Raw genomic sequence first — 16,176 nt, 5'->3', positions numbered from 1 at the left:
GGCCTTTGGATCGTAACCGGGGCAGCAGTGGGTCAGTCCGCCGCAGCGGCTTCTTCCGGCTCGGCGGGCTCAGCCTTGGCCTTGCCTTTCGGTGGCAGGGGATGGATGTCCAGCAGCACCTCGGGCGTGGCATCGCTGCCCTCGGCCACGTCGCCAATGTCCACGCTCAGGCGGCCGCCGTCGGTCAAGCGACCGAACAGCAATTCGTCGGCCAGGGCGCGGCGGATGGTGTCCTGGATAAGGCGCTGCATGGGGCGCGCGCCCATGAGCGGATCGAAGCCCTTTTTGGCCAGGTGCTTGCGCAGCTTGTCGCTGAAAGTGACCTCCACCTTTTTCTCGGCCAACTGGGTTTCGAGTTGCAGCAGGAACTTGTCGACCACTCGCAGGATGATGTTCTCGTCCAGCGCCTTGAAGTTGACGATGGCGTCCAGCCGGTTGCGGAACTCGGGCGTGAACAGGCGCTTGATGTCGCCCATTTCGTCACCCGCCTGGCGCGGGTTGGTGAAGCCGATGGTGGCCTTGTTCATGGTCTCGGCGCCCGCGTTGGTCGTCATGATGATGATGACGTTGCGGAAGTCGGCCTTGCGCCCGTTGTTGTCGGTCAGCGTGCCATGGTCCATGACCTGCAGCAGCACGTTAAAGATGTCGGGGTGAGCCTTCTCGATTTCGTCGAGCAACAACACCGCGTGCGGCTTTTTGGTGATGGCCTCGGTCAGCAGCCCACCCTGGTCAAAACCCACATAACCCGGAGGCGCGCCGATCAGGCGGCTGACCGCGTGGCGCTCCATGTACTCCGACATGTCGAAGCGGATCAAGTCGATGCCCATGATGTAGGCCAGCTGCTTGGCCGCTTCGGTCTTGCCCACACCGGTGGGGCCGCTGAACAGGAAGGCGCCGATGGGCTTGTCGCCCTTGCCCAGGCCCGAGCGCGCCATCTTCACGCTGGCGGCCAATACCTCCAGCGCCTTGTCCTGGCCGAACACCACGCTCTTGAGGTCGCGCTCCAGGGTCTGCAGCTTGCTGCGGTCGTCGTTGGACACATTGGCCGGCGGGATGCGCGCGATCTTGGCGACGATCTCTTCGATCTCCGTCTTGCTGATGGTCTTCTTGCGCTTGGACGGCGCCAGGATGCGCTGGGCCGCACCGGCCTCATCGATCACGTCAATGGCCTTGTCGGGCAGGTGGCGGTCGTTGATGTACTTGGCCGACAGTTCGGCCGCAGCCTGCAGCGCCGCAGCCGCGTACTTGACGCTGTGGTGCTCCTCGAAGCGGCTCTTGAGACCCTTCAAGATCTCCACGGTCTGCTCCACCGTCGGCTCGACCACATCCACCTTCTGGAAACGGCGGCTCAGCGCGGCGTCCTTCTCGAAAATGCCCCGGTATTCGGTGAAGGTGGTGGCGCCGATGCACTTGAGGTTCCCGCTGGACAGGGCCGGCTTGAGCAGGTTGGACGCGTCCAGCGTGCCACCCGACGCCGCGCCCGCACCGATCAGGGTGTGGATCTCGTCGATGAACAGGATGGCGTTGGGTTTGTCCTTGAGCGACTTGAGCACGCCCTTGAGGCGCTGCTCGAAGTCGCCCCGGTACTTGGTGCCAGCCAGCAACGCGCCCATGTCCAGCGAATACACGGTGGATTCGGCCAGGATCTCGGGCACGTCCTTCTGGGTGATGCGCCAGGCCAGGCCTTCGGCGATGGCCGTTTTGCCCACGCCGGCTTCGCCCACCAGCAGCGGGTTGTTCTTGCGGCGGCGGCACAGGATCTGGATCACACGCTCGACCTCGTACTCACGACCGATCAGCGGATCGATCTTGCCGTCCTTGGCGGCTTGGTTGAGGTTGAGCGTGAACTGCTCCAGCGGCGACTGCTTTTCGTTGCCCTTGCTTTCGGCCGCTTCCTCATTCTCGGGGGCCGCGTCGTTGGACTTGGTGGGCTCGGGCGGGTCGCTCTTGCGGATGCCGTGGGCGATGAAGTTCACCACGTCCAGGCGCGTCACGCCCTGCTGGTGGAGGTAATACACGGCGTGCGAATCCTTCTCGCCGAAGATGGCCACCAGCACGTTGGCGCCGGTGACTTCCTTCTTGCCGTTGCCGGTGCTCTGCACATGCATGATGGCGCGCTGGATGACGCGCTGGAAACCCAAGGTGGGCTGGGTGTCCACCTCGTCGGAACCCGCCACCTGGGGGGTGTTGTCCTTGATGAAATGGGTCAAGGATTTGCGCAGATCATCGATGTTGGCCGAGCAGGCCTTGAGCACTTCGGACGCGCTGGGGTTGTCCAGCAGCGCCAGCAGCAGGTGCTCCACCGTGATGAATTCGTGCCGTTGTTGCCGGGCCTCGACAAAGGCCATGTGCAAGCTGACTTCAAGTTCCTGGGCAATCATGGGGCACTTCCTTTACAAAAATCTATCGTTGCGCAGCTTGGGGCGGGTCCGATTTATTCAACCGGCTCGCTCAGACACTGCAGGGGATGCCCCGCCTTGCGGGCGGCGTCCAGCACCTGGTCGACCTTGGTGGCCGCCACATCACGCGAAAACACACCACACACGCCTTTGCCTTGCAGGTGTATTTTGAGCATGATCTGGGTGGCTGTCTCGCGGTCCTTGTTGAAAAACTCCTGGATCACCAAGACCACAAACTCCATCGGCGTGAAATCGTCGTTGAGCAGCACCACCTGGTACATCTGCGGCGGTTGGGTGCGCTGGGTGCGGCGTTCGAGCACGACCGCATCGTCCCCGCCGGTCTGGGGCGGCGTGGGTGCGGGTTTGACGGGTTTGGTGACCATGGAAACCATTCTAGCCAGCCGCCGAAGGCCCCCGTCGGTCGGGGCCATTGAAGCCGCAGCAACGGCCCTCAGCTCAACTCCGGTTTCGGGCGGAGACCATGGCGCTGACCGAGCGCAACCGGGCCGCCATGTCGAGCGCAATGTTGGCCAGCAAGCGCTGAACGATGTGAGGATGTGTCTGCCCCCATCGGTCGAACATGCGGCGGTCCATGCAAGCCAGCAGCAGATCGGTTTTGGCCACCACGTCGGCCGAACGGGGCGCCTGGTCCAGAAACCCGATTTCGCCCAGTGTGGCGCCCGGCAACACGGTGGACAGGCGCAGTTGCTCGCCCCGCGCGTCGCGCACCACCACATTGGCAGACCCCGCCAAGACCAACATCAGTTCATCGCTGGGGTCGCCGGCCCGCAGCACGGTGGCCCCGGCGGGCAGGCGCACACGGCGCATGGTGCCCACCACCAGCGCCCGGTCGGCATCGCTGAGCCCACGCAGAAAACCGCTGCCCTCCAAGGGCACAACGCGGTCTTCCTCGAACGCCCCCAAGCCTGCGAGCAAAGCGTTTTCAGCGGCCTCCATGGCGTGGTCGAGGTCGGGGTAGAGGCTGCCTTGGGGCAATGGCCCACCAATCGCCTCGGCCACCAAGGAGCCGGGGCGCACACCGGCGTGCAGCAAGGTCACACGTTTCGCCGGCAAAACATCATGCAAACGCAACAAGGCGGTGACCACACTGCTGTCCACATGGCGCACGCGGCTCCAATCCAGCAAGGCCCACTGCCCTTCGCCGGTCCGCTCGTCGATGAGCTCGCTCAGTCCACTGGCCGAGGCAAAAAACAGATCGCCCTCCAGTTCGAACACGTGGATGTGGTGGGCAGCACCGTCCAGCGCGGCCATTTCGTGGCGTGGCCGCGCGCAATTGGAACGCATCTGGCGCCCGGTCCAGATGTGGCGCACAGGCTGCCGAGCGTTGCGCATGGCAAACAACAACAGGCCCAGAAAAAAACCCACCACCACCGCCGCCACCATGTTCAGCACCACGGCGGTGAACGTGACCGCCATCACCACGGCCAAATCCGCGCGGGCGTTGGTGCTGAGTGCCTGGCGCTTGAGCCATTGGCCCAAATGGCGGGCCGACGTGCGGTCCACAAAAAACCAGGCATCGGCCAGCATCACGCCACAAATCGCCGCCACCGGCATCCACAACACCACGCCGGTGGCGTACACCAGCGCGAACAGCAACGCGGCCCAGAACACGGTGATTGGTTTGAGCTGCACGCTGCGCTGGGCGGCACCTGAGGCCTGCTGCGAGGCCGTCAGCACCAGCGAACCCATCGCACCCGCCATGGCCACGGCGGCCGCCTGCATCAGGCGTGGCCCCATGCCCACCATGCGCTTGCCGTCGTGTTGCCCGATGACTTCCATGGTGACCGTCGTGTTGATGAAGGCCATCACGCCCAGGATCAGGGCATTCACCGCCACGTGAACGAACAACGCTCCGGTGGCGACCTGGGGCCCCGCCAAGGCGTCAAAATCGGCCAACACGACCGGCAAGGCGCTGGGCCAACCGCCCTCGGACAACATGGTGAACTGCCCGCCGTTGAGGCGCAGCAACTCGGCTGCCGTCGCACCCACGGCCAGCCCCACGGCGGCTGCGGGCCATTTGCTGGCCCGAAACCGCAAGGCCATCATCACCCCGCCGGACAGGCCCGCCACCAGAAGCAGCAGTGCCGCAGGCTCGCCCGCCTTCAGCAGGCGCTGCAGCGTGGACAACTGCGAAATCACCAGCAGTGCCGCGATGCTGTTGGAGAAACCGCCAAACACCGGTGCGGGAATGAAGCGGGTGAGCCGGTCGGCACGCAGCAGGTACAACAGGGCCTTGACCAGACCGGCGCCGGCCGCAAACAGGCACAAAAAGGCCAGCCGCACCTCGGGCGTGTCGGGCAGCCCCCAGGTGGCCAGGTGCGGCCCCAACTGGGCCAGCATGGCGGCGAGGGTGGTGGCCTCGAACAAGCGGGCTGAAAACAGGGCCGGCCGGGTGGCGCCCAGGCTGAAGAGGTGCAGCAGCACCAGACCGGCGATGGCCGCCAGGATGCCTGCCGCAAGGTGATCCGCACCGATGTGGACGTACACCAACACCACCGCCCCCAAGGTGGTGGGCAAGGCCAGGGCCACCGCATCGAGCGCACCGAGCAGGTGCAAGGGCCGCCAGCGCACGGCAGGCTCCACCAGACCCGGGGGCGATGCCGTCGTCTTGTCAGCGCTCATGCGATGGCCTTGTCGCTCAAGGAGGTTGGGGTCAAACACACACCGGCGCACCAAAAAACACAGGTCGGCAGCCGGTCACATCGAAATTGTCATTTAATGTAACTCGCTCGCGGCACCCAGCCCATTTCGCCGCCCAAATCACGGCAGACGCCCCATGCGACACGCCTTGCGCCAATTGCGCCGACTCTATTTTTTTGCTCCGCTGCTGGCGGTGGCGCTGGTGTGTGGCCTGATGTTGGCCGACCCCCCGCTGGTGCGCACCCTGCGGCATGCGCTGTGGGACCAGTACCAGCGCCTGCAACCCCGCGTGTACCAGGACACCGCCGTGCGGGTGGTGGACATCGACGAAGCGAGCCTGGCCAAAATCGGCCAATGGCCCTGGCCCCGCTACCGGATCGCCCAGTTGGTCGAGCGCCTGCACAGCCTGGAGGCGGCGGCGGTTGGATTTGACGTGGTGTTTGCGGAACCGGACCGGACCACGCCGGCCGCCGTCAGCCGGGACTGGCCACTGCCCGCAGCGGTGCGCGAGCAGATCGCGGCCTTGCCGGACAACGACGACCTGCTGGCGCGGCAACTCAAATCCGCCAACGTGGTGCTGGGTTTCTCACTGGAGCGCGAGGGCCCCGGCACCGTGCCACCTTTTATGCCGCTGGTCACGCCGGTGGCAATGGGCGGTGCACCACAGCCCTTTGTACACCGCTTTGGCAGCGTGGTGGCGCCCCTGCCTGTGCTCAGCAGCAGCGCGGCGGCAGCCGGCGCGCTCACCTTTGTGCCCGACAACGACGGTGTGGTGCGGCGTGTGCCCTTGGTGCTGCGGGTCGGTGATCAGCTGGTGCCCTCGCTGGTGACAGAGCTGCTGCGCATCGGCCAAGGGGCCGACAACTACCTGGTGCGCATGGGACCCAGCAGCAACCCGGGTATCGCCGAAATCCGCATCGGACAGGTGGTGGTGCCCACCACCCGCAACGGCGAAGCATGGGTGCACTACGCCACCGAACGCCAGCAACGCCTCATCCCGGCCTGGAAGCTGCTGGCAGGCGAAGTGACGCCCGCCGATGTGCAAGGCCGTCTGGTGCTGGTGGGCAGTTCAGCACAGGGCCTGATGGACCTGCGCTTCAGCCCGCTGGGCGGCGTGATACCGGGTGTGGAAGCCCATGCCCAGATTCTGGAGCAGGCGCTGACCGACAGCTACCTCTACCGCCCCGGCTGGGCCGTGGCGGTGGAAGCCATCACCCTGGTGGTGGCCGGTCTGGGCATTGGGCTGCTCGCGCTGTACGCCGGCGTGTTGTGGTCGGCGCTCGCCACGGCAGCGGCCCTGGGCGCCACCGTCTGGGGTGGCTGGTACGCCTTTGCCTCGCAGCACCTGCTGATCGACTCCATCGTGCCGTCCATAGGCATCTTCAGCGCTTTCCTGCTGGGCAGCATGGTGCATCACTTTGCCAGCGAACGCCGCCAGCGTTGGGTGCGGCAGGCGTTCTCGCGCTACGTCTCGCCCAACCTGGTGAAACACATCGTGGACAACCCGGACAGCCTGGAGCTGGGCGGGCAGCGCCTGACCTGCAGCTTCGTGTTCACCGACCTCGCGGGCTTCACCAGCCTGATGGAAAAAATCGACCCCGGCGAAGCGGTGGCGCTGCTCAACCGCTACCTCGACGAAATGATCCACATCGCGTTTGCGCACGAAGGCACACTGGACCGCATCGTGGGTGACGCGGTGGCCATCATGTTCTCCGCACCGGTGCACCAGCCCGACCACCAGAAACGCGCGTACGACTGCGCCCTGGCCATGCAACGCTACGCCACCCAGTACGCGCTTGACTTGCAGGCCAAGGGCATTCCCTTCGGCCACACGCGCATCGGGGTGCACTGCGGCGAGGTCATCGTGGGCAATTTTGGCGGTTCCACCATCTTCGACTACCGCGCCCTGGGCGACCCAGTGAACACCGCCGCGCGGCTGGAAAGCGTGAACAAACACCTGGGCACCCGGGTGTGCCTGTCGGAAGATGTGGTGGCCGGCGTGCCCGGCGTGTTGGCCCGCCGCGTGGGCCGGCTCACGCTCAAGGGCAAAACACGTGCCCTGCTGGTGTGGCAGCCCCTCAACGACGGCCTGGCCCCCGACGAGGCCGAAGCCGCCGCCCTGCCCGCCTACGAACACGCCTACGACCTGATGGCGGCCGGCAACCCGGACGCCCTGGACGCGTTTGAGCACCTGGCGCACGAACGCCCGGACGATCCCTTGGTGCAACTGCACCTGCGACGCCTGCGCCGTGGCGAAAGTGGCGAGGTGATCGTGATGACCGACAAATGACAACGGCGGCCAGGGGCCGCCGTTTTGGCTGGATGGCCGCGTGGGCGTTTCAGCGCACGGTCAACTCGACACGGCGGTTGCGTGGCTCCGACCGGTTGTCCGGCGTGGGCACCAGCAAGCTGGTCTCGCCCATGCCGCCGATGTCCATGGCGATGATGCGCGAAGCCACGGGCTTGAGCAGGCGGGCCACGGTTTCGGCACGGCGCAGCGACAACGACATGTTGGCCGCCGCCCCCCCCAGGGTGTCGGTGTGCCCCACCACCGACACGTCGGGCGCGCTGCGCTGGCGCACCTCGCCAAACACCTGCTCGACCATGGCCCGCGACTCTGGGGTCAGGCGCGTGCTGCCTTTTTCAAAGTTCAGCCTGAAGACCGTGGGCGCCGCAGGTGACGCGCCGATGGCCGCGCCAGTGTCGCGCGCCAACATGTCTGCCGGCACCGCGTAGGCCTCGCGGGTGGAACCGTCCAGCGCAGCGGCGCCACTGGCCCGCTGCAACTCGATGGTGCCTTTGTCGCCTGCCACCACCACCTTGCCGGTGCTGCCATCGGCGCCCTGCAGCAACACCACATAAGAACGCGGCAAGGCGGCGGGACGCGCGGGTGGCGTGGTGTTGACCGCCACGGTGGTGACCGTCTCGGGGGCACACAGCGAAGCGGGATCCACCTCGGGCTGGTCTTGCCCCACATCGGCGGCACTGGGCAAACCGTTGCGCGTGACGCCCAGGGCACTGGTGAGCTGCCCCAGTGTGGCCAGCGAGCGCGCCTGCGCCGTGAAATACGCGTAGCGGGCGCGGGTGTAGGCCCGGTTGGCCTCAAACACTTCGTTGTGGGTGTCCAGCAGATCGAGCAGGGTGCGCTGACCGATGTCGAACTGCTGCTGGTAGGCGGCCTGCACTTTTTCGGCGGCCAGGCGCTGCTGGTCGAGCAACTGGGTCTGCTCCCGCTGGGTGTTGACTTGGTTGAGAGCCACCGTGAGAGTCTGGCGCAGATCGCGGCACGTGGACTCCTGCTGCTCCATGGCCTCGTTCAGGGCCTGCGCCGCCTGCTCCACGCGGGCCTCGTAGGCCCCACCCCGGTACAGGTTGAAGCGCACAAGCAGCTCGATCACCGCATCGCGGGAGCGGCCACGCACGCCGTCGAGGTTGCGGTCCAGCGACTGGCTGGCCCGCACGTCCACACGCGGCGCGTTTTCGCTGCGGTAGCTGTCCATGGCAGCGCGACCGGCGCGCACCGACTCCACCGACGTCCACATGCGCGGGCTCTGGCGCAGCGCCTGCGACACGGCCGCCACGGCGTCCGTTGGTGTGCCGGGCAAATCCAGCTGTCGCGGCAGCGCGGCCAGTTGCGCCGGCGGCAGCACGCCCATGACCTGCAGGTAGACCTGCGCGGCCCGGTGGTGGGCCGACAGCTCCTCGGCCAGGTTGGATTCGGCCAGCGCCAGCCGACCCAGCGCCTGCTCCACGTCCGAACGGCGCGACACGCCACCGCTCTCGCGTTCGCTCAGTTGGTTGTGGATCAGCTTGTGCTCGACGTAATTGCGTTTGGCCAGATCCACCAGCTCATTGGCACGCGCCAATTCGGCGTAGGCCACGGCCGCGTCGAAGGCCATGCTTTCGGTGCCATCGAGCAGGCGGTAGAAACGCGACAGCTTGTCGTGCCCGGCCTGCCGCACGGCCGCACTCACCGCGCCGCCGTCAAACAGCAACTGGCTGACGGACAAGGTGCCGTTGGTGTGGGTGTAGGTGCCGGTGGCCGAACCAGGCCGGGTCTGTGACTCGCGGCCCACGCTGGCAAACAAATCGACCTGCGGCCGCCCCGGACCCCGCTCGGCGTCCTGCCGGGCACCGGCCCCCAGCAGCGCGTGCCACTGGGCCTGCACACCCGGGTGGGTGTTGATCGCCTGGGTCACCGCCTCCAACATGGGCGCGGGCAAAACAGCCGCCCCCTGCGCCAGCGCCCCGCCCGACACCGACACCAACCCGCCCGCCAACAGGGCCGCCACGGCAAACGAAACAGCGCTGACCCTCATGGTGCCACCACCACCACAAAACGGGTGCCGCGCACACCGATGGTGCCGGTCGGCGTCTTGACGGCCACCGCTTCAGGCCGTGCCTTGGCGATCAGGCCCGACACGTAGTGCAGCGAGCCGCTGGTCAGGCGCCCGCCCAGTTTGAGGTCGCCCTTGGCTGGCGCAAACAGGTACTCTTCCAAGGTGAAGCGGGTGGATGGCCCGAAGGACATGACCGTGTTGTCTTTCAAGGTGAGGCCCACCGCGCCGTCGGCGCCGGTGCGCACCACGTCGCCCACTTTCAGCGGCGTGCCCTCAGCGGCGCGCACCGCTTGGCCACCGGAGTCCACAAACGACTCGCCTTTGGCCGTTTTGACAAAACCGATGGCCCCCACTGTGGCCGGCGCCCGGTTCTGGGCATGTGCGCCCCAGGCGAGCAAGGACGCGCTCAATAACAGCGATAGCTTCTTGTTCCACATGGTCTGGACTCCAATCACAGGACGTGCCCACACGCCCGAAACACCGTTGTCGAACCCGACACGTGGGTGGCGCACCACCCACACTCAACCCCGGATACGCACCAGTTGGGCAAGCGCACCAGGCCCCAGGGCCTGCAACACTTCGTTACCGTGTGTGTAACCTTGTTTGACAATTTGATCAAGTTTATTCCAAGCCAGCATGCCCACCCGGTCCAGGGGTGGGTTGAAGTACACATCTGTCAGTGCTTGCACTTCGCGCTGGCGCGAAACGCTGTACAAAATGGTCACATTCATCAACAAGCTGGCCATGGATGGCATTTTGTAGCGCCGCTGCGCGCGGGGGCGCAGCTTGTCACGCAGCAAAGCCCACGTGCCGGGCACCTCGCTGTGGGTGATTTTCCGGGGTTTCTTGAAACTGAGATCGACCCCCAGCACCGTGCCCACACCACGCATTTTCCGCATCACATCGACCGGAAAATTGTTGAAAGTACCACCGTCGCACAACAAATCACCATCAAATATGACAGGCGGCAGCGCCCCGGGGATGGCGATGCTGGCCCGCAGCGCGCGGCCCAAGTTGCCACGGCGCAACACCACCTCGCTGGCGGTGCTGTAGTTGGTGGCGATGCAATAAAAGTTTTTCCACAGGTCCTCGGCATCCGGGTCGGAACCGAACAGGGACAACATCGACTCGCGCACCAAGTGGCGCAGCCGCTGGCCCTTGATGAGCGAAATCAGCGGGAGCCAGTTGAAATCGCTGGTGGGGTTGCTGCCAAACGCCTTGCGGGCCACCTGGAGCACCTGGTCCAGCGGCTGATCCGAGGCGACCAACATGCCCATCAGCGCGCCGATGCTGGTGCCGCCCACACAATCCACGTCGATGCCATGCTCCAGCAGGGCGCGGTAAATGCCCAGTTGCGAGAGGCCTCGCGCACCGCCGCCAGCCAGCACCAGGCCCACGGCGGTGCGGGTCTGCAGTCGGGCCAGGCGCGCCATGTCGCGCGCCGAGCCCCGTCGCAGGTGCACGTGGTCGGCCACCGGCCGGCGGTCCAGCCAGGCCTTGGTTTTGAGTGGTGTGCGTTTGTCGGCGTCGTGCTGCAGCACCAATACCTGGGCCGCTTCGGCACGGGGCGGGCGCAGCATGAGGAAATCGGTCTCGATGGGGTGTAGCCGCGCGGGCTCGCTGGCGTCGGCCAGCAGCAGCAACTCGTCACAATGGCGGGCGCAACGCCGCGTCCAAGCGGTGGACTGCGCATCGGCCACCATCAGCACAAAGTCGTTTTCGGCCTCGACCTGGTCGAGCACCATGCTGATCTGGCGGCCAACCTCGGGGTTGTGTTCATCGTCAGCCCGCAAGCCCAGGGCCTGCAGCCGGGTGGACACCCACGCCGAATCGACCCGTTGCACCCGCCCCGCCGCCGCCATGCTGGCGGCGAGTTGCTCGCTGAATGGGTTCAGGTCCACACCATCGGTGATGGCGATCAGCGCCGTGATCACCGGCTTTTCCACCGGCGCACGGTCACGTTCGGTTTGCAGGCGGCGGATGAGCTGCTGGGTCAGGCCGATCGAGGCCTGGGCGCTGCTGGCCAACAGCTTGTTGAAGGCCGGCTTGTCGAGGCGGATCAACACCGACTCGCGGATGGCCACGACGGTGGCCGAGCGGGGCGCACCGGTGTACAGGCTCATCTCGCCGATCACCTGACCACGCGACATTTCGCGCACCGCGCGTTCCTGTCCGTTCTCGTCGCGGATGTAGGCCCGCAGCCGCCCGCTGATGACAAGGAACATCGAGTCCCCCGCCTCGCCCTGCTCCATCAGGGTCTCGCCGCTGTCCACCTCAATCCACTCCAGGTGGGCGCGCAACAGCTCGACGGCGGCCGGATCGGCATCCCCCAAAAATGCCGTCAGCTGGCGGCGCAACAATTCGTCTTGGTAGGGATGCGTCGAGTGAATGACTTGCATGGATTGCCGTTTCTTGTGTTGTCAAACTGCACAAGAAACGAGCTTAACCACAATTGCAACAAAACGTCAAAATCCATTCGCAGGAATGTGACGGTTTGCGCGTGAGCAGGCCGTCACATCTGCTCGATCATCACCTGCCCAAAGCCCGAGCAACTCACCTGCGTGGCGCCGTCCATGAGGCGGGCGAAGTCGTAGGTGACCTTCTTGGACAGGATGGCTTTTTCCATGCTGGCGATGATGAGATCGGCGGCTTCTTTCCAGCCCATGTGGCGCAACATCATCTCGGCCGAGAGGATTTCGGAGCCAGGGTTGACGTAGTCTTTGCCGGCGTACTTGGGCGCCGTGCCGTGGGTGGCCTCGAAGCAGGCCACCGAATCGCTCAGGTTGGCGCCGGGCGCAATGCCAATGCCACCCACCTGCGCGGCCAACGCGTCCGAGATGTAGTCGCCGTTGAGGTTGAGGGTGGCGATCACCGAGTACTCGGCCGGGCGCAGCAGGATTTGCTGCAGGAAGGCGTCGGCGATGCTGTCCTTGATGGTGATGTCACGCCCGGTCTTGGGGTTCTTGAACTTGCACCACGGCCCACCGTCGATGGGCTGGGCGCCGAACTCCTTTTGCGCCAACGCATAGGCCCAGTCGCGGAAGCCACCTTCGGTGTACTTCATGATGTTGCCCTTGTGCACGATGGTGACGTTGGGCTTGTTGTTGTCGATGGCGTACTGAATGGCTTTGCGCACCAGCCGCTCCGTGCCCTCGATGGAAACCGGCTTGACCCCGATGCCCGACGTCTCGGGGAAGCGGATTTTGGTCACGCCCATCTCGTCCTGCAGGAACTTGATGAGCTTTTGCGCCTTGGCCGATTGGGCCTCGTATTCGATGCCGGCGTAGATGTCCTCCGAGTTCTCGCGAAAGATGACCATGTTGGTCTTCTCGGGCTCTTTCAGCGGCGAGGGCACGCCCTTGAAATACTGCACGGGGCGCAGGCACACATACAGGTCCAGCTCCTGGCGCAAGGCCACGTTGAGGCTGCGGATGCCACCACCCACCGGCGTGGTCAGCGGGCCTTTGATGGAGACCACATAATCCTTGAGCGCGCTGAGTGTCTCGTCGGGCAGCCACACGTCAGGACCATACACGCGGGTGGCTTTTTCACCGGCGTACACCTCCATCCACTGGATCTGACGCTGCCCACCGTAGGCCTTGGCGACGGCCGCGTCCACCACCTTGAGCATCACCGGGGTGATGTCCAGCCCGGTGCCGTCACCCTCGATGAAAGGGACGATGGGCTGGTCCGGCACGTTGAGCGACATGTCGGCGTTGACGGTGATTTTCTGGCCCTGGGCAGGGACCTTGATATGCTGGTACATGTAGGAGGGTCTCGGAAGGAATGCACAACGAACCCTCAAAATTCTAGTTGCTCTCGCTCACACGCCACCGCCTGCCATGAACGCCCTGCCCCGTCTGCTCCTCTGTTGTGTGTTGTCTGCCTCTGGCGCGCTTCATGCGCAGGAAGGCCCCCAGCTGAACCTGCAACGCGTCAAGCTCAGTGCGGGCATGCATCAGATCGACGCCCAGGTGGCGCTCACGCCGCAGCAGCGTGCCGTGGGGCTGATGAACCGCAAGGAGATGCCCACCCACGAAGGCATGCTGTTTGTGTTCGAGCAGCCTGGCGTGCAGTGTTTCTGGATGAAAAACACGTTGCTGCCGCTGACCGCCGCGTTTGTGGCCGACGACGGCACCATCGTCAACCTGGCCGACATGAAGCCGCAGACCACCGACTCGCACTGCTCGACCAAGCCGGTGCGCTACGTGCTGGAGATGAACCAGGGCTGGTTCGCCAAACGCAACATCCAGGCCGGTGCGCGGTTGCGCGGCCAGCCCTTTGCTCAAGCGCCCGGCAACGCCAAACCCTGAGTTCCAAAAAAAAGGCCGCGCGAGGCGGCCACTGTCGGAGCGCGATGGTGCGCCTCAGGCGATGCCGGGATTGCCGTCCACGCCCACCAGCTTGGGCTGGTTGATCTTGACCTGTTTGACGACCTTCTTGTTGCGCAGGTAGCCGGCTACCACGTCCCAAATGGGCTCGCCCTGCACACCCTCTTGCACCGAGGCCCAGCCGGCCACCTTGTACTTCTTGTCGGCTTCCACCGGCTTGCCCTTGAGCGTGAGGTTCTGGATGCGTTGGCCCATGGGCGCGGTGGGCGCGCAGGTGTACTGGAAACCGCCCACACGCACCATGTCACCACCCTGCTGGTAGTAGGGGTCGGGGTTGAAAATGTTGTCGGCCACGTCTTCCATGATTTCTTTCACCTGCGCGCCGGTGAACTCGTTGAGCGTGGTGGCCGGGTAGGTCACAGCCATCTGGTCCATCATCAGCTCGTAGGTGATGGTGTCGCCCGGCAGCAGGCTGGTGCCCCAGCGCACACCCGGCGAGAAGGCCGCATCGGCGCCCTTGACTTCCATCAGCGCGTCGCAGATGACTTGGTCCCAGGAGCCGTTGAAATTGCCCCGGCGGTACAGCGCGCCTTCGGAGATCGCCAGCTTTTCGTTCAGCTTGGCTTCAAAGGGCGCCCGCACCTTGGTGATGAGCGCCTCCATCTCTTTGTCGGCGGGCAGCAGGTTGGAGAACACGGGCATGAGCTTGTAGCGGAAGTCCTGCACCTTGCCACCACGCACGTCAAAGTCGAGCACGCCCAGGAACTTGCTGTTGGAGCCGGCGTTGGTCACCAGCGTCTGGCCGCCGGGGTTTTTGACGATCACCGGCGCGGGCATGCCGTCGTGGGTGTGGCCGCCCAGCACGGCGTCGATGCCGCGCACGCGCGAGGCCATCTTGATGTCCACGTCCATGCCGTTGTGCGACAGCACCACCACCACCTGGGCGCCCTTGCCGCGCGCCTCGTCCACCATTTTCTGCATGTTCTCGTCCTGGATACCAAAGGTCCAGTCGGGCACCATGTAGCGCGGGTTGGCGATGGGCGTGTAGGGGAAGGCCTGGCCGATGATGGCCACGGGCACGCCGTTCATCTCCTTGATGACGTAGGGCGCGAACACCTGATCGCCAAAGTCGGAGGTGGTCACGTTCTGCGCCAGGAAATCGATCTTGCCTTTGAAGTCGTTTTCAACGATCTCCTGCACCCGCTTGGCGCCGAAAGTGAACTCCCAGTGTGGTGTCATGATGTTGACGCCCAGCAGCTTGCAGGCGTCCACCATGTCTTGTGCGTTGGTCCACAGCGAGGTGGCCGAGCCCTGCCAGGTGTCGCCGCCGTCGAGCAAAAGCGCGTGCGGGCGGCTGGCCTTCATCTGCTTGACCAACGTGGCCAGGTGCGAAAAGCCGCCAATCTTGCCGTACGTCTTGGCCGCTTTCTCGAAGTTGAGGTAGCTGAACGCGTGGGCCTGCGCCGTGCCAGGCTGGATGTTGAAGTGTTTGAGCAGCTTCTCCCCCACCAGGTGCGGCGGGCGGCCCAGTGCCTCGCTCAGGCCCAGGTTGACGCTGGGTTCGCGGAAATAAATGGGCTTGAGCTGCGCGTGGCAATCGGTGAAGTGCAGAAAGCTCACGTTGCCGAACTTGGGCACGTCGTACAGCCGCTCGCCGGCACCTGGCGTGGCGGCCAGCACATCGGCGTGGTCCAGGGCCATGCCCCCCGCACTGGCCACCGCCAGCACCTGCATGAATTCACGTCGGCTGAAGCTCATGAATATTCCTCAATAAGTAACGACTGATGGATAGAAGCGAAAAAAGGCCTTGCATCACGCAAGGCCTGTGGCTCACTGGTTGACCGGCGACTTGGGGTCCAACAGCAAGGCCATGATGTGTTTGATCTGCTGTTCGTTCAGGATGCCCGCGTGGCCGGCCCGGGGCATTTGGGAGCAGGCGTTGTAGGCACGCGCGTTCCACAACTTGCCCCAGGTGTAGTCCACGATGGCCTTGGACGCCGGTGCGTTGGGGTCGCTCACACCACGCAGCTTGCCGTAGTTGTACAGGCTGGGGCCCAGCGTGCCGAAAGAAATTTCGGCTTTGCTGATCTGATGGCAGTTGTAGCAGTTGCCACCGTTGGCGGTTTTGGCGTCATCGGTCCAGGTCAGGCCACGGCCACTCTGGGCCAGGGCTTCACCCTGTTTCCAGTCGCCCAGAAACTTGCCATCGCTGGGCCATTTGATGGACTTGAGGTTGGCTTCTTCGATGGCCTTGGCCACTTTTTCGTCCAGCGGCTTGCCTGCGGTGTCGGCCGCGCTGCACAAACGGTTGGCCTCGTCCTGGTCCAGGCGGCTGACCTTGGCGATGCCTTTGTCCTGAAATGAGCGGCGGATTCAAATCTGAAGTGCAACACCTGCCACCGAGTAAGGTCAGCAGATGCAAAGCAGTCCACCCAGAAGGTATCA

The 16,176-nt window shown here is 64.9% G+C and carries 10 protein-coding genes and 1 pseudogene; 2 read left to right on the top strand and 9 right to left on the bottom strand.

Annotation, left to right across the window (positions count from 1 at the left end; genetic code table 11):
* Positions 1–32: 32 nt before the first annotated feature.
* The 3 genes from clpA to ACFQU0_RS12925 form a co-directional block, all read right to left on the bottom strand.
* A complete protein-coding gene (clpA, locus tag ACFQU0_RS12935) occupies positions 33–2,381 on the bottom strand; it encodes an ATP-dependent Clp protease ATP-binding subunit ClpA (RefSeq protein ID WP_382201424.1) in 2,349 nt (782 codons plus the stop codon).
* 53 nt (positions 2,382–2,434) lie between these two features.
* Positions 2,435–2,791, bottom strand: a complete 357-nt coding sequence (gene clpS, locus ACFQU0_RS12930; RefSeq protein ID WP_382201422.1) for an ATP-dependent Clp protease adapter ClpS — start codon at positions 2,789–2,791, stop codon at positions 2,435–2,437.
* 64 nt (positions 2,792–2,855) lie between these two features.
* A complete protein-coding gene (locus ACFQU0_RS12925) occupies positions 2,856–5,042 on the bottom strand; it encodes a cyclic nucleotide-binding domain-containing protein (protein ID WP_382201420.1) in 2,187 nt (728 codons plus the stop codon).
* 154 nt (positions 5,043–5,196) lie between these two features.
* Between ACFQU0_RS12925 and ACFQU0_RS12920 the strand changes: the two genes are divergently transcribed.
* Positions 5,197–7,350 carry a CHASE2 domain-containing protein gene (locus ACFQU0_RS12920; RefSeq protein ID WP_382201418.1) on the top strand — a complete coding sequence of 718 codons (2,154 nt, stop codon included), beginning with the start codon at positions 5,197–5,199 and terminating at the stop codon, positions 7,348–7,350.
* Positions 7,351–7,399: 49 nt separating this feature from the next.
* Here the strand turns inward: ACFQU0_RS12920 and ACFQU0_RS12915 are convergent, their stop codons facing one another.
* The 4 genes from ACFQU0_RS12915 to icd form a co-directional block, all read right to left on the bottom strand.
* Positions 7,400–9,379 carry a TolC family outer membrane protein gene (locus ACFQU0_RS12915; RefSeq protein WP_382201416.1) on the bottom strand — a complete coding sequence of 660 codons (1,980 nt, stop codon included), beginning with the start codon at positions 9,377–9,379 and terminating at the stop codon, positions 7,400–7,402.
* Positions 9,376–9,837 carry a FecR family protein gene (locus ACFQU0_RS12910; protein ID WP_382201414.1) on the bottom strand — a complete coding sequence of 154 codons (462 nt, stop codon included), beginning with the start codon at positions 9,835–9,837 and terminating at the stop codon, positions 9,376–9,378. Before ACFQU0_RS12910 ends, ACFQU0_RS12915 begins: the two co-directional genes overlap by 4 nt.
* Positions 9,838–9,921: 84 nt before the next feature.
* Complete coding sequence (locus tag ACFQU0_RS12905; RefSeq protein WP_382201412.1) at positions 9,922–11,799, bottom strand: patatin-like phospholipase family protein; 1,878 nt, start codon at positions 11,797–11,799, stop codon at positions 9,922–9,924.
* Positions 11,800–11,912: 113 nt separating this feature from the next.
* Positions 11,913–13,166, bottom strand: a complete 1,254-nt coding sequence (gene icd / locus ACFQU0_RS12900; protein ID WP_382201410.1) for an NADP-dependent isocitrate dehydrogenase — start codon at positions 13,164–13,166, stop codon at positions 11,913–11,915.
* 76 nt (positions 13,167–13,242) lie between these two features.
* Between icd and ACFQU0_RS12895 the strand changes: the two genes are divergently transcribed.
* A complete protein-coding gene (locus tag ACFQU0_RS12895) occupies positions 13,243–13,713 on the top strand; it encodes a DUF192 domain-containing protein (protein WP_382201408.1) in 471 nt (156 codons plus the stop codon).
* A 54-nt stretch (positions 13,714–13,767) separates the two neighbouring features.
* Here the strand turns inward: ACFQU0_RS12895 and soxB are convergent, their stop codons facing one another.
* Both soxB and soxX read right to left on the bottom strand, forming a co-directional pair.
* Entirely contained in the window at positions 13,768–15,489 is a 1,722-nt protein-coding gene (gene soxB, locus ACFQU0_RS12890) for a thiosulfohydrolase SoxB (protein WP_382201406.1), read from the bottom strand.
* A gap of 72 nt (positions 15,490–15,561) precedes the next feature.
* A pseudogene (soxX, locus tag ACFQU0_RS12885) lies at positions 15,562–16,104 on the bottom strand (sulfur oxidation c-type cytochrome SoxX); the annotation flags it as partial.
* Between the last annotated feature and the right edge of the window lie 72 nt (positions 16,105–16,176).

This window comes from Hydrogenophaga defluvii, assembly GCF_042665235.1.
Classification (GTDB): domain Bacteria; phylum Pseudomonadota; class Gammaproteobacteria; order Burkholderiales; family Burkholderiaceae_C; genus Hydrogenophaga; species Hydrogenophaga defluvii_A.
The sequence above is the reverse complement of the archived record's forward strand: the minus strand, read 5'-3'. Positions and strand labels throughout refer to the sequence as shown.

What these genes read in the sequence shown, in the direction of transcription:
- clpA (WP_382201424.1), bottom strand. Translation starts at nt 2,381, where the DNA reads ATGATTGCCCAGGAACTTGAAGTCAGCTTGCACATGGCCTTTGTCGAG.
- clpS (WP_382201422.1), bottom strand. Translation starts at nt 2,791, where the DNA reads ATGGTTTCCATGGTCACCAAACCCGTCAAACCCGCACCCACGCCGCCC.
- ACFQU0_RS12925 (WP_382201420.1), bottom strand. Translation starts at nt 5,042, where the DNA reads ATGAGCGCTGACAAGACGACGGCATCGCCCCCGGGTCTGGTGGAGCCT.
- ACFQU0_RS12920 (WP_382201418.1), top strand. Translation starts at nt 5,197, where the DNA reads ATGCGACACGCCTTGCGCCAATTGCGCCGACTCTATTTTTTTGCTCCG.
- ACFQU0_RS12915 (WP_382201416.1), bottom strand. Translation starts at nt 9,379, where the DNA reads ATGAGGGTCAGCGCTGTTTCGTTTGCCGTGGCGGCCCTGTTGGCGGGC.
- ACFQU0_RS12910 (WP_382201414.1), bottom strand. Translation starts at nt 9,837, where the DNA reads ATGTGGAACAAGAAGCTATCGCTGTTATTGAGCGCGTCCTTGCTCGCC.
- ACFQU0_RS12905 (WP_382201412.1), bottom strand. Translation starts at nt 11,799, where the DNA reads ATGCAAGTCATTCACTCGACGCATCCCTACCAAGACGAATTGTTGCGC.
- icd (WP_382201410.1), bottom strand. Translation starts at nt 13,166, where the DNA reads ATGTACCAGCATATCAAGGTCCCTGCCCAGGGCCAGAAAATCACCGTC.
- ACFQU0_RS12895 (WP_382201408.1), top strand. Translation starts at nt 13,243, where the DNA reads ATGAACGCCCTGCCCCGTCTGCTCCTCTGTTGTGTGTTGTCTGCCTCT.
- soxB (WP_382201406.1), bottom strand. Translation starts at nt 15,489, where the DNA reads ATGAGCTTCAGCCGACGTGAATTCATGCAGGTGCTGGCGGTGGCCAGT.